The sequence below is a fragment of the Nocardia sp. NPDC055029 genome, from assembly GCF_053608525.1.
On record NZ_JBSGVQ010000033.1, the window covers coordinates 64,628 to 89,608 of the forward strand.

Sequence of the window (24,981 nt, forward strand, 5' to 3'; positions counted from 1 at the left end):
CCCATGTCCGACAAGATCGCCGTGCGCACCGCCGACGCTCCCGCACCGGCGCATACGTTCTCCCAGGGCGTGCGCAAGGGACCGTTCGTCCAGGTCTCCGGCCAGGGTCCAGTCGACCGCGCGACCAATGAGTACCTGCATCCCGGCGATGTCGCCGCGCAGACCACCCGCACCCTGATGAACGTGCTGGCGATCGTGGAGGCCGCGGGCGCCACCTTCGACGATGTGGTGATGCTGCGCGTGTACCTCACTCAAAGAGACGATTTCGCGGTGATGAACGAAGCGTATGGTGAATTCGTCGTCGAACACACAACCAACGGCGTCTTACCGTCGCGCACGACCGTTTTCACCGGCCTGCCGCGCGAAGAGATGCTGGTGGAGATCGACGCGCTCGCCGTCGTCACGGACTGAACGGCGATTCCGGTGATGTCTCCGACATCGCGCACTACCCCGTGTTGAGATGGGGCAGCCCTCGTGAGGGGGCAGTTTCACCGTTCTACCGAGGAGCACCGCAATGTTCGCCAAAACCGCTCGTCCACTCGCCATCGCCGCTCTCGCCCTCTCCGTCACCGCCATCGGCGCAGGCCCCGCCTCGGCGGCCACCGCGCAGCCGGTCGTCGGTTCGGTGACGGTCTGCCTCGGCGTTCCGGTCGGGCCGCTTTTCGTCAACTTCTGTATCTAGCGGCTAACCCGAGTTGCGCAGGGCGGTGGCCAGGCCGTTCATGGTGAGCAGGATGCCCCGCTTCACGAGTTCGGAATCGTCACCGCCGCGCAACCGACGCAGCAAGTCCACCTGGAGCTGGTTGAGCGGCTCCAGGTACGGAAAACGATTGTGGATCGACTCCGCCAGTGACGGGTTGTCACTGAGTAACTCGTCGTGGCCGGTGACCGCCACATACATGCGGATGGTGCGGGCGTGTTCGTCGCGGATCATCCCGAAGATCTGGGCGCGCAGCGCCGCGTCCTCGACCAGGTCCGCATAGCGCGCGGCGATGTCGAGATCGCTCTTGGCCATCACCTGCGCCAGGTTCGACAGCACCGTCCGGAAGAACGGCCAGCGCTGATAGAGGTCGGTGAGCCGGGCCAGGCGCTGCGGGTCCCCGCCCACCCATTCCTCGAGTGCGGTGCCGGTGCCGTACCAGCCGGGCAGCATGACGCGCGCCTGGCTCCAGGCCATCACCCACGGGATGGCGCGCAGGTCCGCCACCGAATTGGTGGGTTTGCGCGAGGCAGGGCGGCTGCCGATATTGAGGTCGCCGACCTCGGCGACCGGGGTGGACTGGCGGAAGTACTCGACGAATCCCGGGGTGTCGTGCACGAGTCGCGCGTAGGCGGCGCGGGCGCGGGCGGCCAGGTCGTCGAGCAGTTCGTAGGCCGGTTCGGCGTCGTCACCGAGGCCTTCGACATCCAGCAGGGTCGATTCGAGCGTGCCCGCGATCAGCGACTCCAGATTGCGGTGGGCCGCACCCTGTTCGGAGTATTTCGCGGCGATCACCTCGCCCTGTTCGGTGAGCCGCAGCGAACCGCGCACCGCCCCGGCGGGCTGGGCAAGGATGGCGTCGTAGCTGCGGCCGCCGCCGCGACCGACGGTGCCGCCGCGACCGTGGAACAGCCGCAACCGGATTCCCGACTTCCGCGCCACCTCGACCAGGTCCAGTTCCGCCCGGTACAGCGCCCAGTTCGCGGCGAGATACCCGCCGTCCTTGTTCGAATCCGAGTAGCCGAGCATCACCTCCTGCCGCATGCCCGCCGCCGCGACGAGCTCGCGATACACCGGAACCTCCAGTACCTCCGACAGTGTCGCCGCGCCTGCGTCCAGATCCTCGATGGTCTCGAACAGCGGAACGATGCCGACGGGGCTGCTCGGCGTGCCCTCGGCGGTGCCGGGATCGAGGATGCCCGCCTCCTTGAGCAGCAGGGCCGCCTCGAGCATGTCGCTGACCGAGGTGCACATGCTGATGATGTAGTTCGGGATGGCGGCGGCGCCGAAGGTGTCGATCACCTCCTTGGCTGCCCGCAGCACCCCGAGCTCCTTGCCGGCGAGTTCGCTCAGCTGCGCGTGCGGGCCGAGCAGTGGTCTGCGAGTGCGCAGTTCGTTCGCGAGCAGGTCGACGCGGTCGGCCTCGGACAGGCTCGGATAGTCGGTGTGCACGCCCGACCAGGCCAGCAGTTCGGTGACGACCTGCTCGTGCACCTCGGAGTTCTGGCGCAGGTCCAGACTCTGCAGGTGGAACCCGAAGGTTTCGATGGCGTGCCGCAGCGCGGCGAGGCCGTCGTCGGCCAGCAGCGCGTCACCGCTGGCGCGCATCGAGGCGTCGACGGCGTCGAGGTCGTCGAGCACCGCCTGCGGGGTGGCATACGGCGCGGCCGTGGTGTCGAGGCCGTTCTCCGGCAGTTCGCCGAGCGCCAGTTCCGCGGTGGCGCTGAGGCGGGCCCGGATCGCGTGCAGCGCACGGCGATACGGCTCGTCGGCGAACACGGCCGGATCGGGATAGCCCGCCTCGGCGAGCGCGGCGACCGGGGGCGTCACCTGCACCAGCCGGGCGGACTGGGACAGCGTCTTCTCCAGGTCGACCAGCGCGTCCAGATACCGGCCGAAGGCGTAGGCCGACGCCTGCTCGGCCGCGGTGTGCACGACTTCCGCTGTGACATACGGGTTTCCGTCCCGGTCACCACCGATCCACGAGCCGGGACGCAAGAGCGGGCGCGGCAGCAGCTCGGCATCGGGCCAGCGCGAGCGCAGCGCGGCGCGCACCTGCGCGTTGATCGCCGGGATCACGTCGTAAAGGGTCAGGTCGTAGTAGCGCAGGCCGACCGAGATCTCGTCCTGAATCCGCAAGCGCGCCAACCGGATCAGCGCCGTGCGCCACAGGGTGAGGACCTCCCGGCGGATCTGTCGCTCGGAGTCGTCGAACCCGGGATCGCCGGGCTCCAGCCTGCGCCGCAGCCGCATCAGCGCGGTGATCTTGGCCTGCACGTCGAAGACCGTGCGCCTGCGGGTCTCGGTCGGATGCGCGGTGATCACCGGCGAGACGAGGGCGTCGGTGAGCAGCTCGGCCACCGTCGAACCGTCGAGGGCGGCCGCGTCGAGCTTGTCGTAGGTGGCGGCCAGCGAGGAATCCTGGGGCGGCTCCCCCGCCGACACGTGGGCGGCGCGGCGGCGATCACGCTGGATGTCCTCGGCGAGGTTGGCCAGCAGCACGAAGTAGCTGAACGCCCGGATCAGCGGGATCGCGACCTCGGTCGGGGTACCGTCGAGCATGTCGGCGACCGCGCTGCGCTCGACCTCCTCGCGGCGCACCGCGAACGCCTCGGTGCGCACCCGCTCGATCAGGTCGAAGACCTCGGGACCCTCGTGGTCGCGGATGGTGTCGCCCAGGATGCCACCGAGAAACCGGATGTCCTCGCGCAGCGGCCGGGTCGCTTCCTGCTCCTGCACGGTTCGCGATTCGCCCATGGAAAGACAGTATTGCCGCCGTCCCCGCGACGCGACCCGGCGACGCGCCCCGCACGAGTGATCCGGCCTACAGGTGCCGGATCACTCGCGCCGGGTTGCCCGCGGCGAACACCCGGTCCGGCAGGTCGCGGGTGACCACACTGCCCGCGCCGACGACCACATCGTCACCGATGGTCACCCCAGGGCACACGATCACGCCGCCGCCGAACCAGGCGTTGTTCCCGATCCGGATCGGCGCCGCGGATTCCCACCGCTGCCTGCGCTTCTCGTGATCGTCCATCGGATGCAGCGCGGTCAGCAGCTGAGCGCGCGGGCCGATCGAACAGTCGTCGCCGATGACGATCGGCGCGCAGTCGAGCAGGATCGCGTCATAGTTGAGGAAGCTGTTGGCGCCGATCTCGATGAGATAGCCGTAGTCACATTGGAATCGCGGCATGATCCACGATCCCTCCCCCACCTTCCCCAGCAGCTCGCCGAGCACCTCGAATCTGCGCCCGGTCTCGTCGGGACCGGTCCGGTTGAACTCGTCGCACAACCGTTGTGCCCGTTGCCGTTCGGTCACCAGCTCCGGATCGCTGTCCTGGTACAGCTGCCCGCTCAACATCCGCTGCTTCTGTTCGCCCATTGCGCCGAGTGTATGGGCGCCCGTCGGGGCGTTGCGCGCCGTTGCCTCGCGGTGGTCCGGTGGATAGCGTGGGTCGGCATGGTGTCGATGACGCATCTCGCCTCCTTCGCGGGACTGTCCTTCCTGCTCGTCGTGGTACCCGGCCCGAGCGTGCTGTTCACGATCAGCCGGGCGCTCACCGTCGGCAGGCGCGCGGCGCTGCTGACGGTGGTGGGCAATTCGGTCGGGGTGTACGTGCAGGTCGTCGCGGTCGCCGTCGGGCTCGGCGCCCTCGTCGCCACCTCGGCGGCGGTGTTCACCGCCGTCAAACTGGTCGGCGCGCTCTATCTGGTCTATCTGGGAGTCCAGGCGATCAGGCACCGCGCCGACCTGGCCAGGGCACTCCAGCCCGAGCACGCCACGCCGGGTTTCTCCACCACCGCCGTACTCCGCGACGGGTTCGTCGTCGGCTTCGCCAATCCGAAGACCATCGTCTTCCTCGCGGCGCTGCTGCCGCAGTTCGTCGATCCCACCCGGGGCGCGGTCTCACAGCAGATGCTGGTGCTCGGCATCTGCATCCCCCTGTTCGGGCTGGTGTTCGATTCGCTGTGGGCGCTCGCGGCGGACTCCGTGCGCGGCTGGATCGCCCGCACCCCGCGCCGCCTGGCCGCGGTCGGCGGCACCAGCGGGCTGGTGATGATCGGCCTCGGCACCTCGCTGGCCTTCACCGGGCGCAAAGACTGACCACCGTGGGGGCGCCGGCGACGGCGTGAAAGTAGGGTCGGAGATGTGACGACAGCGCGGACCCGACACAACTACACCGGTACCTCGGTCGCCGAACGGCAGATCGAGCGCCGGGCGCTGTTCATCGAGGCGGGGCTGACCGTGTTCGCGGAGAAGTCGTATGCCAACAGTTCGCTGACCGATGTGTGCGCGGCGGCGGGGCTGTCGCGGCGGCAGTTCTACGAGCAGTTCGCCGGGCGCGAGGAGTTGCTCGTCGCGGTGTACGACACGGTGCAGGGCAAGGCGAGGGAGGCGGTCGCCGCGGCGCTGGCGGCAGCGCAGACCAATGACCTGCGCGCGCTCATCGACGCCGCGGTGCGGGCGTACACGACCGCGATCACCGACGACATCCGGTGCGCCAAAGTCGCTTTCGTGGACATCGTCGGCGTGAGCCCGGCGATCGAGGCCCATCGCGCACAGGTCAGGGACCAGTGGGGCGAGGTGGTGGCCGCGATCGCCGCCGGGCGCGACGGGGTGCGGACGCCACCCGGTGGCTGGCGGGTCGCGATGGCGGCATTCATCGGCGCTGTGAACGGCGCCGTGCACCAGTGGAGCCTGGACGACCCGCGCCCGCCCGTCGACGAGCTGGTCGACGTGTTCTCCACCCTGCTCAACGCCCTCACCACCGCGGAACACCCCGGCCGCTGATTGCGATCCACGCCACACCCGTGCCATAGTAACCGTCATTGAGACGAAGGCGTCTCAATTCACGTGAGGACTGTGCACGATGAGATCTCCCCTCGCTCTGCGATGGTTCGCCCTGGCGACCGGCGTGCTCGCGGCCGCAACGGTCGTGGTGGCAGGCCCGCTGGCCGCCGAGCCGGCGGCGGTGGCGCCCGCACCGGTGGTTCCGCTGCCGCCCGAATTGGATCCGGGCTTCTACCTGCCGCCCGCCGACATCGTGGCGGCCACGGCGCCGGGCGCGATCATCGCGGCCCGCCAGGTGCGGATCGCCGACTTCGGCCTGCTGCCGATCGACGTGGACGCCTGGCAGGTGTCGTATCGCTCCAACAACAGCCGCGACGAGGCGATCCCGGCGGTCGCCACCGTGATCAAGCCGCGCGGGCAGGCACCCGAGCCGCGCAAGCTGCTGTCGGTGCAGCTGGCCGAGGACTCGACCGCGGGCTACTGCGCGCCGTCCTATGCGCTGCAACATCTTTCGGTCGCGCCCCTGGCTGGTCAGATCGTCGTTCCGGCCGAGTTTCTCTTCGCGCAGACCGCGCTGGCGCAGGGCTGGGCGGTCGTCGTTCCCGATCACCAGGGCCCGAACTCGGCCTATGCGGCGGGACCGCTGGCCGGCCGGATCACCCTCGACGGAATTCGCGCGGCGACCTCGTTCGCGCCGCTCGAAGTGGGCCCGACCGCGCCGGTCGGGCTCTACGGATACTCCGGCGGCTCGATCGCGACCGGCCATGCCGCCGAACTGAAGGCCTCCTACGCGCCCGAACTGAACATCGTGGGCGCGGCAGAGGGTGGCGTCGGCGCCGATCTCGGTGCGGCACTGAGCATGGCGAACAACCAGGCGACCTCGGGTCTCGTCTTCGCGGCCGTCCTCGGGCTCACGCGCGAGTACCCCGACTTCGCGGCCTACCTCGATCAGCGACTCGACCCGGTCGGCAAGGGGCTGTCCGCGATCAAGTCGCCCCTGTGTGTGCAGTACCAGTCGGCACTGCTGCCGTTCCTCAACATGATCGGCATGATCGGCTCCGACGGCAATCCGCTCGACGATCCGCCGGTCGCGGCCATGCTCGACGACACCCGTATGGGCAAGTCCGTGCCCGACATGCCCCTGTACGTCTGGCATTCGGCCTGGGACGAAATCCTGCCCCTCTCGGCCACCAACACCCTGGTCGACACGTACTGCCGTGACCCGAAGACGTCACTCACCTACACCCGCGACCACGCCAGTGAGCACATCGTCGCCGAGGTCGTCGGCGGACCGGCCGCGCTGCTGTGGCTGCGCGACCGTCTCGACGGTGTCCCCGCCCCCGCCGGCTGCACCACCTCCGACGCGGGCACCATGGCGGCCACTCCGGGCGCGCTCGACTTCCTCGGCGAGTCCCTCTCCGCGAAGTTCGCCACCCTCTTCGGCGTGCCGCTGGGCTCCCGCTGAGGTCCGCTGCCGGGGCGTGGTCGATGACCATGCCCCGGTCGTGTTCGCGCACACGCTGATTCAGGATCGACGCCGATTCGGCGATACACGTTGACGTTCTGTGTTGATTTGTATCATACTCGCCGGGTTCGTCGATTATGAGCAGGAGGTGCCCCGTTGACCGACAATGCACGGGCTGCGCTGGAATTACTTCGCGATGCGGATCAGTTCAAGTGGTATGTCATTCCGCTCTTGCTGATGGTCATCTACATCTATTCCGTCGAGATCGAGCGACGGAACTGGAATGTGCTGTTCGCGGGGCTCGCGCTGTGGGGCATGGACTGGTTCAACGAGATCTGGAACGCGCTGGTCTTCCACTTCACCGAGCGTGCGCCGGTGTGGGCGGCGAGCGGGCCGACGGCGTATCAGATCCTCATCGGGCTGAATATCGAGATCTGCTTCATGTTCGCGATCATGGGGATCGCGGCGGCGAAGATGCTGCCGCCCAGGGAAACCCGGATCTTCGGGCTGCCGAACCGGCCGGTGCTGATCGCGGCGAATTCCGCCGCGGCGGTGGGTGTCGAGGTGCTGCTGAACAAGGCCGGGGTGCTCACCTGGGATTGGTCGTGGTGGCAGCCCGGCTTCCCGTTCCTGATCTGGATCATCGGGTACGTGCCTTTCTTCGCGGCCTGCTTCTTCGTGCATGATCTGCCCAGCGTGCGCAGCAAGGCGCTGGTGGTCGGCACGATCTTCGGGATCAATGCCGTCGCCCTGGCCGGTTTCGGCGCGGTGGGGTGGCTGTGAGGCACGGGCACGCCGTGCGGCGTGGAGCGCTGCTCGCGGCGGCCGGTCTGGTCTTCGCCGGGGCGACAACGCAATCGGCGTCCGTCGCCGATCCGGGATGTCTGCCGGTGGGTACGGTCGGCACGCCGGAGGTGACTGTCGACGAGTCCACCGCGGGGTTGGCGGATTTCGCCCCGGCGACTGTCGCGCTGCCCGAGCAGGTCTACTTCCGCACCACCACCGAGTCGTTCAACCGGCGCTGGACCTTCGCCGCCCGCGAAGGCGACGTGTATGTGAAAGAGGCTGCGGCGCAAGGTGGTTGGCGCACAGTCGCGCTGCCCGGGTGTCTGGCGGGCACAATCGCCGGTGTCTCGGCCGACGACGACGAAGTGATGATGATCGACCGCGACGGCCGCTTCATCACGATGGACCATGCCCTGAGCGCGCCCAAGGATTGGAACTGGAGCAGCCGCTACGGCACCCCGCTGTGGACCGGCCCCGGCAACACCCTCCCACCGGGTGCGCTGACCTGGTCGTGGTCGGTGTTGTCGCCCAACGAGGATCACGTCTGGACCGACACCGCGGGCAACGAGCATCCGGTCGGCGGGGCGAAAGTGTCGCACGTGTTCGCCCTGACCCACGGCGGCCAGCGAATCCAGTACGTCGATCCGTGGCTGCCGGTGGATCACAGCTACGAGATGGGTTTGCCGTTCGGCGGCCGCTTCCAGGCGGTGGCGCTGTCCACCAGCGCGTCGACCTCGCTGATTGTCAACCGGTTCGGCGACTTCTACACGCGCCTCTACGATTTCGACATCTCCGGCGCGGACAAGGTCTTCTTCCGCTACTCCTACCAGGATCAGCGCGGACTCCCCGAAGCCCCCGACATGCTGTCCGAGCGCGTCGACAGCCGCTACGCCGCCATCCAGCTGCCCGCCCCCGACTGGGTCGCGCAGCCGAAGGTGCCCGGCGAGATCACCGACCGCATCTCCATCCACCGGACCGGACCCGGCTCCGCCGCACGGGAACTGCGGGTCGAAGGCCGTGACGGTGGCCGAACCGGCTTCTGGCGCAAGACACTCACCGAGTCGGCGTGGACCTTCGTCGCCACCGATCAGCCACCAGCCGGTGCGGCACTGGAGAATTCGCCGGTGAACCGCGCCGGGGAAACACTGGGCCCGCCGTCACCCTACGACTACCGGGGCGTCTCGCCACAGGGCTGGACTGCCGGTGTGCAGTCCTTCGACCTGGCCGTCTCCCCCACCCCATTGCGCATCGACTTCGGCGACGGCACCGGACTCGACGTCGTCCTGCACACCGTCGACGGTTTGCGGCAAACTCCACAACAGCCCGGAATCACCGGTCAGCCACGGTACTTCGACGGCACCATCGAGGTGCCACAGCAGCTGCTCGCCGAGCTGGACGCACAACCGGCCACGGTGCGGGATTTCGTGCGAAACACCCTCGGCGGCAACCGCTTCACCGACACCTCGGTCGACGTCACCGATGCGCGCTTCCACATCGCCCTGTGGGACATCACGCTGAATCGACGGTGATCAGCGGCACCGGGCGTGGCCCGAGAGCACTCGATGTCCACGTCCAGCCCTGACCCGCCCCGGTCAGCTCACCTCCCGGTGGCGGGGTTGGACTCGGTGGAGGAGGACTTGTTCGAGGAGGGCTACGAGGACGTCGCGGACGGAGTCGCGGTCGCGGGCGTCGCAGTCGAGGACGGGAATCCAGTCGTCGAGGCCCAGGGCTTCGCGGACCTCGGTGAGGTCGAAGTGGGTGGCGTCGTCGAAGCGGTTGACCACGATGACGAACGGGGTGTTGTGGTCTTCGAAGTAGTCAAGGACCGGGTAGCAGTCTTCGACGCGGCCGGTGTCGACGACGATCACCGCGCCCAGCGCGCCGTCGACCAGGTCGTCCCACAGGAAGACGAAGCGGTCCTGGCCCGGGGTACCGAACAGGTAGAGGATCAGGGACTGGTCGAGGGTGATCCGGCCGAAGTCCAAAGCGACGGTGGTGGCGGTCTTCTCGGCGCGGCGGCCGGGGTCGTCGACGCCGATCGACACCTCGGTCATCGATGCCTCGGTGACCAGTGGCTCGATCTCGGAGATGGCGCCGATGAAGGTGGTCTTGCCGACGCCGAAGCCGCCGCTGACCACGATCTTGACCGACGTCGGCATCGCCGGAGCGGTGCGGAATTCAGAGTGCCCGAACAAGATCCCTGATCCTCTCGATGGCGGCGGTCGACAGTTCCGGCGCGTCGCGGACGGTCACATGACCCGCCGCCGCCAGATCGCTGACGATCACCTTGGCGATGCCGACCGGAACGCGCAGCGCGACACCGATTTCGGCGATGGAGTGCGGTCGCAGGCACAACCGCACGACGGTTCTTTCCTCGAACCGCAGCGGCGCCGACAGCGCGGACGGCGGCGCCTGGACGAGCGTCTCGATGCGCAGACCGTCCAGCACCGGGACGGTGCGGCCCGCGGTGACCACGAACGGACGGACGAAGCGGTCCTCGACGTCCGCGCTGTCGGTCGGCGCCACCGGGACCGGTCCCAGCTCGTCGCGCCAGCCGGTGGGCCGGTTCATCGGGATCATGCGCGGGTCGGGCAGCCGCGGGCGATCGGGATCTCTCATCTGCGCAACGACTCTCGCAGTTCCCCGATCAGCATCGGGTCGAGCAGCGCGCCCGCGCGTTCGGCCAGCACCGCCATCTCGTAGCCGACGAGACCGACATCGCAACCACCGTCGGCGATCACGCCGAGGCAGCTACCGTCGCCCAGCGCCGAGACCAGCAGGAAGCCGCGCTTCATCTCGATCATGATCAGCTTCAGCCCGTCGAAATCGTAACTGCGCGAGGCGCTGCGGGCGAGGCTGGACAGGCCGGAGACCATGGCGGCGAGCCGGTCGGCGCCGGTGCGATCCAGGCCGTCGGACATGGCGATGAGCAGACCGTCGGAGGACACGGCGACGGTGTCGCGCACGCCGTCGGTGTTGCGGACGAAGTTGCCGAGCAACCAGTTGAAGGTGTGGGGGTCGGCGGTCGGTAGATGGGTGGTCACCGGGGGCTCCTGAGGTCGGGTCCGATCGGTCAGTGGGTCGGATCGGGCGGGGTGGGCGCGGATCGGGTATCGCCACCGCGTTCGTGGCCGGTGCGGAAGGAGGACAGCATGCTGCGTGTCTGGTCCGGGGTTCGTTCGACGGCGGGTGGACGGTCCTGGCGGGCCGCCGGTTCACGGCGAGGGCGGTCCGGAGAGCCGGTGATCTTGGCGCGTTTGCTGCGCTTCACCAGACCGTTGCGCGTGCGTTCGACGGCGGGGCCACCAGGTTCGACCGCGGGCAGGCCTCGACGGTCCGGGTCGGAGGCTGTGGAGCCGATCCATTCGACCGCAGGCCGGTCGAGATGATCTGCGAGGAGCGCTGCGGAGCCGATCGATTCGGCCACCGGCCGGTCGGGACGGTCCGCGTGGAGCCCGGGCGCCGCCGATCCGTTACTGGTCCGGGCGGCGACCGAATCCGCGGGTGCGGCCCCGTTGCGGCCGCTGCGGTCACCGACGGAACTCCCTGTGCCGGTGAGGAACTGCGCGTAGGGTGACACACCCGCCGCATGGTCCGAGGCATGGCCGTTGGCAGTGTGCGGCGGTGCCTCGTTCCCGTCTGCCGCCGCGCCGCCGTCGGCGGCCTGCCACCGCCCGGTGCCATCGGTAGCGTCCGGCAGCTGGGTGCCGTTGGTGGTGTGCACCGGCATCTCGACGCGGCTGTGTCCGACTCGGCGGTCAGCACCGTTCGACGCCGTTCCGGGGCGCTTCCCCGAGTGCGTGCCCTGAGTGTGGGCACCAGGAGCGCCGGCCGGACTCGCCGACACACCGGCCTCGTCCGCGCCGACCTGCGCCCTCGTGGCAACTGATGATGCTGGGCGGGAAGATGTTTCGTCGGCCAGGATGCTCGGCGGGAGCAGCAGCCGCGCGACGATGCCGCTCACCGGCGAGGTGTTGAGCTCCACATCGATGCCGAGCCGACCGGCCAGCCGGCCGACCACGTAGTGCCCGAGGTAGCGCGTGGAGGCCACGATGAAGTCCTGCTCACCGCGCAGGCGGGCGTTGGCCTCGGCGAGCTGTTCGGGTGCCATGCCGACGCCGTGGTCGACGACGGCGAGCAGGTAGCCGCCCGCGACCTTGCGCCCGTAGACCTCGACCTCGAGGTCGGGCGGGGAGAAGGCGAGGCCGTTCTCGATGAGTTCGGCCAGGACGTGAGCGAGTTCGCTGACGACCGCACCCGCGATCGCGATGTCGTCGACCCGGCGCAGCATCACCCGGCGATAGTCGTCGACCTCGGACAGGCCTGCCCGGATGACGTCGGTGAGGGCGATCGGTTCCGCCCAGCGGCGCGGGCTGGCCTCGCCGACGAGTACCAGCAGGCTTTCGGCATTGCGGCGCATGCGAGTCGCGAGGTGGTCGAGTTCGAACAGGTTCGACAGCGCCTTCGGATCGAGTTCCTCGCGCTCGAACTCGCTGATCAGGCCGAGCTGCCTGCGCACGAGGTTCTGGTTGCGCCGCGCCAGGTTCGCCATCGACTCGGTGGTGTTGCGCCGCACCAGCGCCTGCTCGGAGGCGAGGTCGAAGGCGGTGGTCTGGACCCGGTCCAGCGCGCCCGCGACGGCGCCGATCTCGGCACTCGCACCGGGCGGGGTGCGCACGGGCGCGGGCGGATCAGGCTGGGTGTCGGCGGCGCCGCGCCAGGCGGCGATCACCTCGGGCAGCCTGTGGGAGGCGACATCGTCGGCCTCGGCGGCCAGCCGGGCGAGCGGCCGCACGATGGCCCTGATACTCGCGAACACCAGCGCCACCTCGGCGGCGATCGCGAGCAGAGCCGCCAGGGCGAACCCGGCGAGGATCAGCGCGGCGGTGCGGCGCAGGTCGGCGGCGCGAGCGCGGACGTCGTCGCCGACCGCCTGCTGCACGGTGCGCTGCGCGTCGATCACGTCGGTCATCTGCGACCACCAGACCGCCGGGTCGACCGCCTGCACCACCGGTCCGGCCGTCGACGCGATCGCGATGTTCTCCGATTCGGTTGCCCGCGTGGCGCTCTCACCGGCGAATACCAGGTCGAGTCGGTCCTGCTGGGCGGCGGTGGCGTCGCGGTCGAACTGGGTGAGCGCGGCGTTGCGGGCGGCGCGGATGTCGAGGAACTGCACGTACTCCCCGGGCGCGAACTCCCCGGCGGCGAACACGCCGTTGAGGAAACCGCGTTCGCGCGCCGTGAACTCCTTCGCGTCCCCGAGGGCGTAGAGGGCTTGCAGGCCGTGGCGCACCGCGGGGTCGCGGGCCTGGTCGAGACCGAGGACCAGGCGGTTCATCGCATCAACGCTGTCGGAGTAGAACTGGAAGGCCGCCGCCCGCGAGATCGTGCGGGTGTCGATCTGCGAGCGGAAGCTGGGCAGACCGGCCAGGTGGCCCAGCGCCGACCGCACCTCACCCGCACCCGGCGGGTCGGCCGCCACGATCGCGGCCAGATTCCGCAGTGCCGCATCGGTGCCCGCGCGCTGATCGGTGACCGGCTGCAGCAGCCGCTGGTCACCACCGAGCAGTCCGTTGCTCAGGCCGCGTTCGCGCTGCACCTGGTGCACCAGATCCTGGGCGGCCAGTGCCACCGCGACCGCGTCCACGGTCTCACCACTGCGGCGGAAGGCGCCGATCTGCGTGGACATCGTCAGCCCGAGCAGCGCCAGCACCAGCACCAGCGACACCGCCAGGATCCGGGCGAGCTGGCCGGAGATGGTGCGCGGCCGGATCAGCCTGCCACCCGCGGCCTGCCGACGGGAATGTGAACGCACCACCTGCTCCTTTGTCACGCCGCCGGGCGAATTTCCCGGCGGCCCACCGAAAGTCAGGTGTCAACTTGCACTGCGCGGACCGCGCGGTCAATCCGGGACGGTGTAAGAACGGGTTTCGTGCACTGATCTCAACATGCCGGAAATCAACGGGGGTTTCTGTATCCGAAAGCTCACAGCCCGCACGGCAATTGCGTGACCGGCCCGTTCGATGCTCGACACATAGCCGGGAAAGGGAGTCGTGACGCCAGCCACATTTCCGGCAGCGCGATTCGCACGGCACCGAGGCAAACGCGGGCACGTCAACCGATCAGAAATGAACGATAGCGACCCGACCCGCAAATCCCCGGCATATTCCGGAAATTCGAGACCCGATGGTGATTACTCGCCGCCGAGAATGCCGAGCACCTGCTCGGAGAAGAAGAACGGCTCGAGGCGTTCCCGGATCAGTCCGGCCAGCACACCGTTGCGCTTGGCGGACTCGATGACGGCGGGGCCGTAGCGCAGGATCTCGGTGCTGATGTCGTCGGCGGTCAGCCCGAGCTCGGGCAGCATCGCCGAGAGCGTGTGCTTGCTGTACTTGGCGTAGAACACCTCGACGCATTCCCGCACCAGCATCCCGAAGTATTCCTTCTCCCTGGTCGTCACCGCGATCTCGTAGCAGATCTGGACCAGTTCGTTGAGATCCTTCTGAGTGAGGTACTCGCGCAGGCCCGCCACCGGCTCGTCGGCGTGCAGATCCCAGAACTCCATCGCCGCCGAGTGCACGGGGGCGTCGCGCAGCATGTCGCGGATGGCGTTGTTGGTGCGCTTGAGCGCGAACAGCGCGCCCTTGCCCGCGAGGTCGCCGACGAAAGTGCTGTCTGCGACCTTCTTGGCGCGGTTGGCGGCCGACTGGCCCAGCGACATCAGCGAGGAGACGCCGGGGATCTTCTCGGCGCGTTCCCGGTTGGCCTGCATGAAGTCGCCGATCAGCTTGTCGACGAAGCGGGCGGCGACGGTGGCGACGAGCGGGCTCTCGGTGAGCCGGTCCAGGATGCGCTCCTGGGCCTGGTGCATGCCGAAGATCTTCTCCAGCAACGCTTCCACCGGCTCGCGGTCGACCACGTCGCCGAGGGTGTACTCGGTGTTGGACGCGATGTGGTCGTAGATCGCGTCGGAGAAGATACCGACGGTGTCGGCGATGACGGGGCTGCCGCCGATGCGGTCGAACACCGTGGCCACGGTTTCCTCGCCCTGCTCGAGCGAGACGGCGTCACCGAAGACGATGGTGTCGCCGACGGCCAGCACGGCGGCCACATCCCGCGCGATCACCTCGGCGAACCGGTCGCCGGTCACCTCGGCGAGCAGGAAGTCCACCTGCGCGTCGAGCAGTCGTTCGGCGATCTGGCGCGCCTGTGTCATCTGGGTCCACCCATCACGGTCGTTGCTCGGACGGGAGGCCTTGCGGCTACTTGTCGTCGGCGCCGGAATCGTTGCCCTGCATCGATTTCCGGATCTGAGCCAGACGCTCGCGCGCGGCTTTCTCCCGCGCCTCCCACTGTTCGTCGACGCTGCGACCCGCCGGGGTCTGCTGGTCGAGCTCACCCATTCCCTGCGCGGTGCCGAAACGCTGCTCGACCTTATCGCGAACCGCGTCGAATGTCGGCACTCCGGAAGTGGAATAGCCGCCGGTCACAGTGGGTGCGGCGGCGCCGGGCAGGCCATGCGGTACCGGCGGTACCGGCATGGCGCCTCCTACCTGGTCCGATGCGACGGACACCACATCGGCGTCCACGACGTTCGTGTCCAGAGTCACAGGTGATCCGGTCTCCGCATGACCGGCCTCGACCTGGGCGAGCGCGGCGGCGACGCCGCCGAGCCCGGGCCGTCCGGCGACCGCGGCCCGCAGCACCGACACCAGCTCGGCGTCGGGCAGCGCGGCCAGGCGGCCGAGGATCTCGCTCGTTTCGCTCATACCGCCAGGCTACGCAGGCAGGAAGGTCTCCGACCACTGTGTGATGCGCTGCGGCCAGCGCTGGCCGAGCGCGTCGATGACGTCGTTGTGGCCCGCGCCGGGCACCACGACCAGCTCCTTCGGTTCCCGCGCCGCCGCGAAGAGGCGTTCGGCATGGCGCAGCGGGAGCAGTTCGTCGCGGTCGCCGTGGAACATCAGCACCGGGACACGCAGCGTGGCGATCCGGCGCAGGCTCGGGTAGGCGTTCGGGATCAGCGGAGCGGGCAGGAACGGGTAGACCGAGCGGGCTGCGGCGCGCATGCTGCTGAACGTCGACATCAGGATCATGCCCGCGGGCGGATGCTCGGTGGCCAGCTCGAGCAGAACACCGCCGCCGAGCGATTTGCCGAAGTACAGCACACGATCGGGGTCGACGCCGGGCTGGTCGAGCAGAGCGGCGCGGACCGCCCTGGCGTCGAGGTAGGTGCCCTGCTCCCCCGGCGATCCCGTGCTGTGGCCGAAGCCGCGGTAGTCGAAGGCGAGGACGTCGAAACCGGCCCGGACCAGCAGCGCGATGATCGGCACGCGGTCGCCGATGGTGCCTGCGTTGCCGTGCGCGTAGAGGATGTGCCCGCGTGGGCGGTCGGCGCGCACGAACCAGCCGTGCAGGTCGACGCCGTCGGCGGTGCGCGGGTGCAGATCGCGGTAGTCGAGGCCGTAGGCGGCGGGCGTCTGGGCGACGTGCTTGTCCGGGTGGTAGACCAGTGCGTTCAGCGCCCGGGTCGCAGGGTGTCGCATCACTTGCCGCGGCCCGCCTGGAAGCCGAAGTCCCAGTTGTACAACCGGGCGATCTCCATGACACCGCCGCCCGGCTGACCGGCGGGCGGCCGGACGAAGGTGCCCTCGCGCCGGACAACCAGCTCGCCGTCGACGTTCTCCAGCACGGCGAGCACGGCGTCACGGGAGTTGTCGGTGCAGCCGTCGAGGGTCATCTCGATCGGCGGCGAGTTCACCGGGTTCAGGGTGACGGTGGCGTGCACGCCGCGGAAATCGCTCGCGCCGTCGTAGATCGAGGCGAAGACCAGGATGCGGCGGAAGAACTGGGTGTAGTCCAGGTTGATCGAGAGGTTCTCGCCGGTGATGCTGGCGCCGGTGCGATCGTCCTGGTCGAGGTGGATGAACGGCGGCTCGTACAGTGCGCCGAAGCGGCGGTCGAGAGCGCGGACCGAGCCGATCGCGCCGTTGACCAGTTCGAAGAAGCAGCACAGGTCGAGGTCGATGTTCTTGCCCCGCAGCTTGCCGAACAGGCGGCCGGTCGCGGCCATCGACGTCCAGTTCAGGTTCACCCGCATGACGCCGCCGGTCGCGCCGTGCTTGGTGAGCGAGACCGTGGGTGATTCCTTGGTCAGCGAGATCTTGGACAGGTTCACCGGAGGTGCGGGAGGCGGGGCGACGGGAGGTTGGCCCTGGTGGGGCGGGGAGAACGGCTGGGACGAAGGAGCGTACGGCTGGGGCGGGGGTGCGAACGGCTGGGGCGGGCTCGGCTGAGCGGCCGGGGCGTACGGCTGGGGTGCGGGGACGTACGGCGGCGGGGTCGGCGGGGTGAACTGCGCCGGGGCGGGCGGGGTGGCGGGTGCGTCGTCGACCGAGATGCCGAAATCTGTTGCCAATCCTGCCAATCCGGAGTCGTAGCCCTGGCCGACCGCGCGGAACTTCCACGCACCCTGGCGGCGGTACAGCTCACCGAGGACGAACGCGGTCTCGGTGGTGGCGCCGGCGCTGTCGAAGCGGGCTACCTCGGCGCCGGTGGCGGCGTCGATCACCCGGATGTAGAGGCCGTGGAACTGGCCGAAGGTGCCGCCGTCGGCGGAGGCGGCGAGCACGATCGTTTCGATCTGCGGCTCGACCTGTGCCAGGTTCACCGACAGGCCGTCGATGACGGTGTGGCCCTGCTGTTTTCCTTCGTGGCGAACCGCACCCGAGGGGTGTACCGCCTGGTTGTAGAAGACGAAGTCGTCGTCGGAGCGCACCTTCGCACCGGCGAGGAGCAGGGCGGAGACGTCGGCATCGGGCACCTCCGCACCCGACTGCCAACCCACTTCGACGCGGACCGCGGAGGCAGGCACCGCAACATTGGCGCCTTTCATCATCGACACACGTGCCAACCTATCCCGCCCCGCGCGGTACCCGAGCCGTCGCCCCTCCTCGGCCGAGCCGGCCACCTGGTCCGGATGCCGGTCGAACCGCGAGCCGGAAATCGACCTGACACCACCGCCACGACCCGCGAGGATGGGCTCATGTCGACCCGGGAACTCATCGTGCTGGGCACAGCCGGGGCTGTGCCCACCCGCCGCCGCAATCACAACGGCTATCTGTTGCGCTGGGACGGCCAGGGCATCCTGTTCGACCCGGGCGAGGGTACCCAGCGGCAGATGGCGCACGCGGGCGCTTCCGCGACCGAACTGCAGTGGGTCTGCATCACCCATTTCCACGGGGATCACGCCCTCGGCGTCCCCGGCATCGTGCAGCGGCTCGGTCGCGACGGAGTACCGCATGCTGTCCACGCCGTGTTCCCCGCCGACGGCGCCGAGTATTGGGAGCGCCTGAAGTTCGCGACCAGCTACTACGGTTCGCCCACGCTTGTCGAGCACCCCGTCAGCGGCCCGGGTGCGACGTTGCCGGGTGACGGCTTCACGCTCACCGCGTTGCCCTTGGACCACAGCATTCCCACCTACGGCTACCGCATCGCCGAGCCGGACGGGCGGACATTTTTGCCCGAACAGCTACGCGCGCACGGCATCTCAGGTTCGGCCGTCCGCGAACTTTCCGGCGCGCTCCTGGAGGAGTGCACGGTGCCCAGGCCCGGTCAGAAGGTCGCCTTCGTCATGGATACCCGCCTGTGCGACAACGTCTTCGCCCTGGCCGAGGGCGTGGACATGCTCATCATCGAGTCCACCTTTCTCGACTCCGAGACCGGCCAGGCCGCCGAGCGAGGCCACCTGACGGCGCGGCAGGCGGGCGAGGTGGCGCGGGCCTGCGGGGTGCGAACCCTGGTCCTGACTCACTTCTCCGAACGCTATGCCGAAGCCGACGACCCACTGTTCCTGGAGCAGGCGGACTTCCCCGGCGCCGTGCTCGCCCACGATCTGGACCGCGTCCCGCTCCCGCCCCGCCGCGTGGCTCACCGAAACGACCGATCCCGGTGACCGAGTAGCGAGTCCTGCTGGGCGGTGCCGCATTTGGGAACCGGAGGCGCGGCCGTAGGGCGGAAATATCGTCTCGCGGATGAGTAATTCATCTGTTTCGCGGAAGCGGAAATCATTGTTGTCGTTGGTGTCCGTGCCGCTGCTGGCTGTCGGGTTGGTGGCTGCGGGGTTGGCGGGTACCGCCGGCGCAGCCCCTGCCGCGGGGGGACCCACCAAGATCGACCTGCAGGGTGCTGCCAACGTTCGGGATCTGGGTGGGTACATCACCTATGACGGAGCCAAGGTCAAGACGGGCAAGCTTGTTCGGGCCGACGCGCTCGCCAAGCTGACCGATGCCGATCTGCAGAAGCTGGCGGCGTTGAAACTCCAGACTGTGATCGACCTCAGGACGCCGTCCGAGGTGCAGGCGATGGGGGCGGACAAGCTACCCGCGGGAGTTCCGTTGGTGGCCCGTCCGATCGACGACGGCGGTATGTTCACGAAGATGTTCCAGGCGATTTCGTCGAAGGATCCGGTGCAGCAGCAGGCAATGCTGGGCGACGGCAAAGCCGAGCAGATCATGCAGAACGTGTACCTCAACTTCTTCACCCCCGACGCGCTGGGGAAGTTCGGGCAGTCCGTCAAGGATCTCGCGAATACCGCGAACGCCACGCTGTACCACTGCACCGCAGGCAAGGATCGGACGGGATGGCTGTCCTACGTGACCCTGCGGGCCGTCGGTGTGCCGGAGTCGGTGGCTCGGCAGGACTACCTGCTGTCGAATCAGTATCGGGCGGCGGCGGATGCCGCACTGCGGGCCCAGCTGAAGCAGGCAGGCATCATGCAGAATCCGGACCTGCTGATTCCCCTGCAGGAAGTACGGGTCGCGTACCTCGACGTGGCGCTCCAGCAGATCGAGGAGAAGTACGGGGACTTCGGCGAGTACCTCACCGACGGACTCGGACTCGACGGCTGGACCCTGATGAAACTGCGGAAGAACCTGGTCTCCTGACCTGAGGGCGGAAACGGCGAAGGCCGCCCGGTGGGATGCCGGGCGGCCTTCGGGATGCGGATCAGCCGCGCAGTTCGGCGCCTACCGCGGTCGCTGCCGAGGCGACGGCGGCATCGCGCGCGGCACTGGCCTCGTCCTCGGTGAGGGTGCGATCGGTGGCGCGGAAACGCAGGGCGTAGGTCAGGGACTTGCGGCCCTCACCGGCCTGCGCGCCCTCGTAGACATCGAACAGGGCGATGTCCTCGAGCAGGTCGCCACCGCCGGTGCGCAGCGCCGATTCGACACTCGCGGCGGGAACCGCCTTCTCGACACTGATCGACACATCCTGCAGGACGGCGGGGAACGCCGACACCGTCGGCGCGGGACGGGCCTCGAGCAGCGGCAGGGCGTCGAGGTCCAGTTCCAGCGCGCAGGTGCGCGGCGGCAGCCCGGCACGCTCCAGGACGGCCGGGTGCAGCTCACCCGCGTGACCGACCACGACACCGTCGACGACCAGCTCGGCGCAGCGACCGGGATGCCACGGCAGGTAGGCGGCGGCCCGGCGTTCGATCGTGACACCTGCCGCGTAAGCGACGGCGTCGACCAGCGCGAACGTGTCGGCGGCCTCGGCCTGGCGGCCAGGGCCCCACGGACCGCGCGGGTCCCGCTTGCCGCTGAGCACCGCGGCCACGTGCACCGGCTGCGCGGGCAGCGACGCATTCAGCTCGGCGATCTGCTCGTCGGTGGGACGACGATCCACCGGCAGCGCCGCGACCGCGTGGGTCTCGGCGCCGGGCCGCACGACCTGGGCGATGCCGTAGATCGTGAGGTCGCGGGCGCCGCGCGAGATATTGCGGATGGCCACTTCCAGCAGACCGGGCAGCAGCGTGGTCGCCAGCTCGGGGCGCTCGGTGTCGAGCGGGTTCAGGACGCGGGTGGTGTTGCGGCGCGCGTCGTCGACGTCGAGACCCCAGACGTCGAACACCCCGGCGGGCAGGAACACCGGCGCGGGCACCTCGACGCCACCGGCGAAGGCCAGCGCCCGGCTCACGGCCCGGCGCCGCTTCTGGGTGGCGGTCAGGCCGCGACCGGCGGGTGCCGACGGCAGGACCGACGGGATCTGCTCGAGACCCTCCAGCCGCAGCACCTCTTCGACCAGGTCGGCGGGCTGGGACAGGTCGGGGCGCCAGCTCGGCGGGGTCACCAGCAGCTGGGTCTTGCCAGCGTCGTTGACCTCGATCTCGACCCCGGCGCCGATCTGGGCGAGCCTGCGCACGGCGGTGCCCGCCGGGTAGGTGACGCCGGCGACGCGGTCGGGCAGGTCGATGTCCATCGCGATCGGCGCGACCGGCTCCAGCGGAACGCGGATGTCGGTGAGCGTGGATTCGATGGTGCCGCCGGTGATCTCGGCCAGCAGGGTGGCCGCCCGGTCGAGCGCGGCGATATTGATCTCCGGGTCGACGACGCGCTCGTAGCGCTTGCCCGCCTCCGAGACCAGCTTGTGCCTGCGCGCGGTCCGGTACACCCGCAGCGGGTTCCAGGTCGCGGCCTCGAGCACCACATCGGTGGTTCCCGCGCCGACCTCGGTGCTGCCGCCGCCCATCACACCGGCCAGGGAGATGACGCCGGAGTCGTCGGCGATCACCACGTCCTCGGCGTCGAGGGTGCGCTCGACATCGTCGAGGGTGCGCAGGGTCTCACCGGTGTTGGCCGAGCGAACGACCAAGCCGCCGTGGAGTTTCGCGGCGTCGAACGCGTGCAGCGGCTGACCCAGTTCGAGCATCACGTAGTTGGTGACGTCGACAGCGGGCGAGATCGGGCGCATCCCCGACAGCATCAGCCTGCGCTGCAGCCACAGCGGGCTCACCGCGTCCGGGTTCATCCCGGTGACCCGGCGCACGCCGAAACGGGTGCACTCCGAATCGGCCTCGAGCCGCACCGGCCACGCTTCCGCGTCGCCGTCGGCCAGGGTCCGCACGGCCGGGTCGGCGTACTCGAGATCGAAGCCGCAGGCCAGTTCACGGGCCAGGCCGCGGACCGAGAAGCAGTAGCCCCGGTCGGGGGTGATGTTGAGTTCGATGATGGTGTCGTCGGTGCCGAGCAGCACGTTCGCGTCGTCACCTGGCTGCGCCGAGCCGGGCTCGAGCACGAGGATGCCGTCGTGATCCTTGCCGATGCCGAGTTCGGCGACCGAGCAGATCATGCCGTTGGAGGTGTGCCCGTAGGTCTTGCGCGAGGAGATCTTGAACCCACCGGGCAGCTCGCCACCGGGCAGCACGACGACGACGAGGTCGCCGACCGCGAAATTGCGGGCGCCGCAGACGATCTCCTGCAGCTCGGGGTTGCCGACATCGACCTTGCAGAAGCGGATCGGCTTCTTGAACTCGGTGAGCTCGGTGATCTCGGCGACACGGCCGACGACCAGCGGCTTGTCGATGTCACCACCGATCGGCTCGAGCTCGTCGACCTCCTCGACCTCCAGGCCGACGCGGACGAAACCGGCATCGAGCTCGTCGGCGGACACCGACCATTCCGGGGTGGTGCGCTGCAGGATCTCGGTCAGCCAGGACTGCGCTACTCGCACGTGACTTGTCGCTCTCTCTCTAAGACCGGATACCGAAGGGCAGGGTGAACCGCACGTCGCCTTCGACGATGTCGCGCATGTCGGGAATGCCGTTGCGGAACTGCAGCGTGCGCTCCATGCCCATGCCGAACGCGAACCCGGAGTACACCTCGGGATCGATGCCGCTGGCGATCAGCACCTTCGGGTTGACCATGCCGCAGCCACCCCACTCGACCCAGCCCGCGCCGCCCTTCTTGTCCGGGAACCACACGTCGACCTCGGCCGACGGTTCGGTGAAGGGGAAGTAGTTGGGGCGCATGCGGGTTCGGGTGTCGGGGCCGAACAGGGCGCGCGCGAACGCGTCCAGGGTGCCGCGCAGATGGGCCATGGTCAGGCCCTTGTCGATCGCCAGACCCTCCACCTGGGAGAACACCGGGGTGTGGGTGGCGTCGAGTTCGTCGGTGCGGAAGGTGCGGCCGGGGCACACGACGTAGATCGGCAGCTCGCGTTCCAGCATGGACCGCACCTGCACCGGGGAGGTGTGCGTGCGCAGCACCTGGCGCGAACCCTCCGGGGCGATGTGGAAGGTGTCCTGCATGGTGCGCGCCGGGTGATCGGGCAGGAAGTTCAGCGCGTCGAAGTTGAAGTGCTCGGTCTCGACCTCGGGACCCTCGGCGACCTCCCAGCCCATGCCGACGAACACGTCGGCAATCTGCTCGGAGATGACGGTGATGGGGTGGCGGGCGCCGACCGGCTGACGGCGGGCCGGGAGGGTGACGTCGATCTTCTCCGCCACCAGCACGGCCTGATCGCGCTCTTCCAGCAGCGCGGCGCGGCGCGCCTCGAACGCGTCGGACACGCGCTTGCGGGCGACGTTGACCCGCTTGCCCGCGTCGGCCTTCTCCTCCTTGGGCAGCGCGCCCAGCCCGCGCTGGGCGAGCGCGATCGGCGACTTGCCGCCGATGTAGTCGGTCTTGGCGACCGCCAGCGCATCCAGATCAGCCGCAGCGGCGAACGCCTTCTCGGCCTCCGCTGCCGCTGCCGCGAGTGCCTCCTCGGTCAGCAAGGCGTTCTGCTCGACTCCACTGTTGTCGTCGGCCACGATCGTTCGACTCTCCCCTGGGGATCGGTTCACGGGTGCGTCATTGCCTACCCGTATCGGTGCTGCGTAAATCCTATGGGATCGGGTTGGCGCGATTCATCCGGATTCCCGGCGGGCGGTTCGCGACCGTGCTAAGGCGCCCCGGAAGGTCGCGGTGCGGACCGACAAGTCCAGGTCAGGCTGGTCTTCGCAGGGTTCGCATGGTGGTGATGAGAACAGAGGTGTCAGGGGTGAGGGGCAGCGATGCTGTTGGCGAGGGCGAGGGCGACGAGTCGGGCGCGTTTCTGGTGTCGGGGGAAGTTGTCGATCTGGAATTTGACGCCGAGGGCGCGCAGGTGGGATTTGACGGTTTCGGTGCTCAGATGCAGGGCGTCGGCGATGTCATGGTTCGACGTGGGGATGGGGTATTCGGTGCCGTCGCGGAACGGCCTGCACAGTTCGGTGAGGACGGCGTGTTGGGCTGGGGTGAGGTCGGGGTGCGTGCCGAGGGTGTCGCCTATCTCGGTTTCGACGCAGTCCGTCGCGGGGTCCTCCTGGTAGGTGAGGGCGCTGTCGCCGATGCGGATGACATCTCCGGGGCGCAAGGTACGGCGTCCGCGGATCCGGGTGCTGTTGACGAAGGTGCCGTTGCGGGAGAAGCTTTCGTCGGTGATGATCCAGTAGGTGCCGATGCGTTCGATGAGGGCGTGCACCCGGGAGATGTCCGGGTCGGTGGGCAGTGAAACATCGGCGTGCGCGGAGCGGCCGATGACGATCGGGGAGCGGTCCGTGGTCAGCGGGATCTGGTGGGCGTGTCCGTGGTCGGTGTAGGTCAGGACGGGATCTGTCACGGGGCTTGTTTCTTTCGGTGAGGTTGAGGCGCGCGTCCTTCGGGTCCGGGTTGTGGCGATCGGCGCTGGTTGTGTCCGGTTCTTTCACGGTAGTGCGCTAATCCGGGCGGTGTTAGCCACACTGGGGTGGTTTTCGGCCACCCTGGGAACCCTGACTCTTCGACTCTCTGGCTCCTACGGCCCGCGGCGCCGCGCGCATCCCCTTCGGGGTGAGGATGGGCTCACCCTCCTGCGAGGTTCGGTAATGCGCTGCGGTAACTCGGTTTTCGGAACGCGTCGAGGGTGCGGTGATGCTCACCCGGAAGGGGATGCGGCAGCACCGTGGCGCCGGGCATCGTTGACGGCATCGAAAGCTCCACCCCATCCCCCGACACCGAAGGAACACTCCATGTCGAACACCACCAAGTCCACCAAGTCCACCTCCACCAAGTCCACGCTGCGTGGCCTCGCCCTTGGCGCGATCGCGGTGCCGATGCTGATCCTCGGTGCGGGCGCGGCGTCCGCCGCCCCGATCCCGTCCGCCGCCCCGATCCCGCTCAATGGCCCGATCAACGTCGGGTTCGGCAATACCCAGCAGGGTGGCGACGGTGGTAACGGCACCGGCGGCAACGCAGGCAACGGCAACAACAACACCGGCGGAAACGGCACCGGCGGCGCCGGCGGAAACACCGGCGGCGGCATCAACATCGGATTCGGCAACAAGCAGCAGGGCGGCAACGGTGGCAACGGCACCGGCGGTGATGCCGGCAACGGCAACAACAACAAGGGCGGAAACGGCACCGGTGGCGCGGGCGGAAACACCGGCGGCGGCATCAACAT

General features: G+C 68.9%; 23 protein-coding genes. 10 read left to right on the forward strand and 13 right to left on the reverse strand.

The features are described from left to right. Positions 1-3 precede the first annotated feature (3 nt). Together ACWF9G_RS25240 and ACWF9G_RS25245 are read left to right on the forward strand one after the other, a co-directional pair. Positions 4-411: a RidA family protein gene (locus ACWF9G_RS25240; RefSeq protein ID WP_452518306.1), complete on the forward strand. Its 408-nt coding sequence runs from the start codon at positions 4-6 to the stop codon at positions 409-411. A gap of 103 nt (positions 412-514) precedes the next feature. After that, complete coding sequence (locus ACWF9G_RS25245) at positions 515-682, forward strand: hypothetical protein (RefSeq protein ID WP_379306965.1); 168 nt, start codon at positions 515-517, stop codon at positions 680-682. 3 nt (positions 683-685) lie between these two features. On the opposite strand, the gene ppc is transcribed toward ACWF9G_RS25245, so the two are convergent. After that, positions 686-3,457: a phosphoenolpyruvate carboxylase gene (ppc, locus tag ACWF9G_RS25250; RefSeq protein WP_452518308.1), complete on the reverse strand. Its 2,772-nt coding sequence runs from the start codon at positions 3,455-3,457 to the stop codon at positions 686-688. Between the two features lie 67 nt (positions 3,458-3,524). Beyond that, entirely contained in the window at positions 3,525-4,082 is a 558-nt protein-coding gene (locus tag ACWF9G_RS25255) for a sugar O-acetyltransferase (RefSeq protein ID WP_452518309.1), read from the reverse strand. A gap of 78 nt (positions 4,083-4,160) precedes the next feature. Between ACWF9G_RS25255 and ACWF9G_RS25260 the strand changes: the two genes are divergently transcribed. The 5 genes from ACWF9G_RS25260 (at position 4,161) to ACWF9G_RS25280 (ending at position 9,272) form a co-directional block, all read left to right on the forward strand. Next, the gene (locus ACWF9G_RS25260) at positions 4,161-4,805 is read left to right on the forward strand and encodes a LysE family translocator (protein WP_379306971.1); all 645 of its coding nucleotides are present in this window, start codon (positions 4,161-4,163) and stop codon (positions 4,803-4,805) included. A 45-nt stretch (positions 4,806-4,850) separates the two neighbouring features. Next, positions 4,851-5,492: a TetR/AcrR family transcriptional regulator gene (locus tag ACWF9G_RS25265; protein WP_379306973.1), complete on the forward strand. Its 642-nt coding sequence runs from the start codon at positions 4,851-4,853 to the stop codon at positions 5,490-5,492. A gap of 79 nt (positions 5,493-5,571) precedes the next feature. Further along, positions 5,572-6,957 carry a lipase family protein gene (locus ACWF9G_RS25270; protein ID WP_452518310.1) on the forward strand — a complete coding sequence of 462 codons (1,386 nt, stop codon included), beginning with the start codon at positions 5,572-5,574 and terminating at the stop codon, positions 6,955-6,957. A gap of 156 nt (positions 6,958-7,113) precedes the next feature. Continuing rightward, positions 7,114-7,740 carry a hypothetical protein gene (locus tag ACWF9G_RS25275; protein WP_452518311.1) on the forward strand — a complete coding sequence of 209 codons (627 nt, stop codon included), beginning with the start codon at positions 7,114-7,116 and terminating at the stop codon, positions 7,738-7,740. Continuing rightward, the gene (locus ACWF9G_RS25280; protein WP_452518313.1) at positions 7,737-9,272 is read left to right on the forward strand and encodes a hypothetical protein; all 1,536 of its coding nucleotides are present in this window, start codon (positions 7,737-7,739) and stop codon (positions 9,270-9,272) included. The genes ACWF9G_RS25275 and ACWF9G_RS25280 overlap by 4 nt, the downstream gene beginning before the upstream one ends. A gap of 63 nt (positions 9,273-9,335) precedes the next feature. Here the strand turns inward: ACWF9G_RS25280 and ACWF9G_RS25285 are convergent, their stop codons facing one another. The 8 genes from ACWF9G_RS25285 to ACWF9G_RS25320 all read right to left on the reverse strand — a co-directional run bounded on the left by ACWF9G_RS25285 (position 9,336) and on the right by ACWF9G_RS25320 (position 17,641). Further along, positions 9,336-9,902: a GTP-binding protein gene (locus ACWF9G_RS25285; RefSeq protein ID WP_452518332.1), complete on the reverse strand. Its 567-nt coding sequence runs from the start codon at positions 9,900-9,902 to the stop codon at positions 9,336-9,338. A 19-nt stretch (positions 9,903-9,921) separates the two neighbouring features. Beyond that, positions 9,922-10,362, reverse strand: coding sequence for a DUF742 domain-containing protein (locus ACWF9G_RS25290; protein ID WP_452518315.1), 441 nt, complete (start codon positions 10,360-10,362; stop codon positions 9,922-9,924). Then, on the reverse strand, positions 10,359-10,787 hold the full coding sequence (locus ACWF9G_RS25295; protein WP_379038804.1) for a roadblock/LC7 domain-containing protein: 429 nt from the start codon (positions 10,785-10,787) through the stop codon (positions 10,359-10,361). Before ACWF9G_RS25295 ends, ACWF9G_RS25290 begins: the two co-directional genes overlap by 4 nt. Before the next feature lie 29 nt (positions 10,788-10,816). Continuing rightward, complete coding sequence (locus ACWF9G_RS25300; RefSeq protein WP_452518317.1) at positions 10,817-13,558, reverse strand: nitrate- and nitrite sensing domain-containing protein; 2,742 nt, start codon at positions 13,556-13,558, stop codon at positions 10,817-10,819. 378 nt (positions 13,559-13,936) lie between these two features. Next, positions 13,937-14,959 carry a hypothetical protein gene (locus ACWF9G_RS25305; protein ID WP_452518319.1) on the reverse strand — a complete coding sequence of 341 codons (1,023 nt, stop codon included), beginning with the start codon at positions 14,957-14,959 and terminating at the stop codon, positions 13,937-13,939. A 46-nt stretch (positions 14,960-15,005) separates the two neighbouring features. Beyond that, a complete protein-coding gene (locus tag ACWF9G_RS25310) occupies positions 15,006-15,512 on the reverse strand; it encodes a PspA/IM30 family protein (protein ID WP_379306987.1) in 507 nt (168 codons plus the stop codon). Positions 15,513-15,521: 9 nt separating this feature from the next. Then, positions 15,522-16,289 (reverse strand): alpha/beta hydrolase, encoded by a 768-nt coding sequence (locus ACWF9G_RS25315; protein ID WP_452518321.1) that lies wholly within the window; start codon positions 16,287-16,289, stop codon positions 15,522-15,524. Beyond that, complete coding sequence (locus ACWF9G_RS25320) at positions 16,289-17,641, reverse strand: TerD family protein (RefSeq protein WP_452518334.1); 1,353 nt, start codon at positions 17,639-17,641, stop codon at positions 16,289-16,291. The genes ACWF9G_RS25315 and ACWF9G_RS25320 overlap by 1 nt, the downstream gene beginning before the upstream one ends. Positions 17,642-17,788: 147 nt before the next feature. On the opposite strand from ACWF9G_RS25320, the gene ACWF9G_RS25325 reads away from it, so the two are divergent. Beyond that, positions 17,789-18,697, forward strand: coding sequence for a ribonuclease Z (locus ACWF9G_RS25325; RefSeq protein ID WP_452518322.1), 909 nt, complete (start codon positions 17,789-17,791; stop codon positions 18,695-18,697). A 127-nt stretch (positions 18,698-18,824) separates the two neighbouring features. Then, positions 18,825-19,688, forward strand: a complete 864-nt coding sequence (locus ACWF9G_RS25330) for a tyrosine-protein phosphatase (protein WP_452518323.1) — start codon at positions 18,825-18,827, stop codon at positions 19,686-19,688. A gap of 61 nt (positions 19,689-19,749) precedes the next feature. Here ACWF9G_RS25330 and pheT read toward each other — a convergent pair whose 3' ends face one another. From pheT to ACWF9G_RS25345, 3 genes are all read right to left on the reverse strand, one after another. Continuing rightward, entirely contained in the window at positions 19,750-22,251 is a 2,502-nt protein-coding gene (gene pheT / locus ACWF9G_RS25335) for a phenylalanine--tRNA ligase subunit beta (RefSeq protein WP_452518324.1), read from the reverse strand. 19 nt (positions 22,252-22,270) lie between these two features. Next, positions 22,271-23,332, reverse strand: a complete 1,062-nt coding sequence (pheS, locus tag ACWF9G_RS25340) for a phenylalanine--tRNA ligase subunit alpha (protein WP_378851818.1) — start codon at positions 23,330-23,332, stop codon at positions 22,271-22,273. A 224-nt stretch (positions 23,333-23,556) separates the two neighbouring features. Beyond that, entirely contained in the window at positions 23,557-24,162 is a 606-nt protein-coding gene (locus ACWF9G_RS25345; protein ID WP_452518326.1) for an FHA domain-containing protein, read from the reverse strand. Positions 24,163-24,550: 388 nt separating this feature from the next. Between ACWF9G_RS25345 and ACWF9G_RS25350 the strand changes: the two genes are divergently transcribed. After that, a partial coding sequence (locus ACWF9G_RS25350; protein WP_452518327.1) for a hypothetical protein occupies positions 24,551-24,981 on the forward strand: 431 nt, incomplete at its 3' end.

Coding starts and splice junctions, on each gene's coding strand:
- ACWF9G_RS25240 (WP_452518306.1), top strand. CDS start 4: ATGTCCGACAAGATCGCCGTGCGCACCGCCGACGCTCCCGCACCGGCG.
- ACWF9G_RS25245 (WP_379306965.1), top strand. CDS start 515: ATGTTCGCCAAAACCGCTCGTCCACTCGCCATCGCCGCTCTCGCCCTC.
- ppc (WP_452518308.1), bottom strand. CDS start 3,457: ATGGGCGAATCGCGAACCGTGCAGGAGCAGGAAGCGACCCGGCCGCTG.
- ACWF9G_RS25255 (WP_452518309.1), bottom strand. CDS start 4,082: ATGGGCGAACAGAAGCAGCGGATGTTGAGCGGGCAGCTGTACCAGGAC.
- ACWF9G_RS25260 (WP_379306971.1), top strand. CDS start 4,161: ATGGTGTCGATGACGCATCTCGCCTCCTTCGCGGGACTGTCCTTCCTG.
- ACWF9G_RS25270 (WP_452518310.1), top strand. CDS start 5,572: ATGAGATCTCCCCTCGCTCTGCGATGGTTCGCCCTGGCGACCGGCGTG.
- ACWF9G_RS25285 (WP_452518332.1), bottom strand. CDS start 9,902: ATGCCGACGTCGGTCAAGATCGTGGTCAGCGGCGGCTTCGGCGTCGGC.
- ACWF9G_RS25290 (WP_452518315.1), bottom strand. CDS start 10,362: ATGAGAGATCCCGATCGCCCGCGGCTGCCCGACCCGCGCATGATCCCG.
- ACWF9G_RS25305 (WP_452518319.1), bottom strand. CDS start 14,959: ATGACACAGGCGCGCCAGATCGCCGAACGACTGCTCGACGCGCAGGTG.
- ACWF9G_RS25310 (WP_379306987.1), bottom strand. CDS start 15,512: ATGAGCGAAACGAGCGAGATCCTCGGCCGCCTGGCCGCGCTGCCCGAC.
- ACWF9G_RS25315 (WP_452518321.1), bottom strand. CDS start 16,289: ATGCGACACCCTGCGACCCGGGCGCTGAACGCACTGGTCTACCACCCG.
- ACWF9G_RS25320 (WP_452518334.1), bottom strand. CDS start 17,641: ATGATGAAAGGCGCCAATGTTGCGGTGCCTGCCTCCGCGGTCCGCGTC.
- ACWF9G_RS25325 (WP_452518322.1), top strand. CDS start 17,789: ATGTCGACCCGGGAACTCATCGTGCTGGGCACAGCCGGGGCTGTGCCC.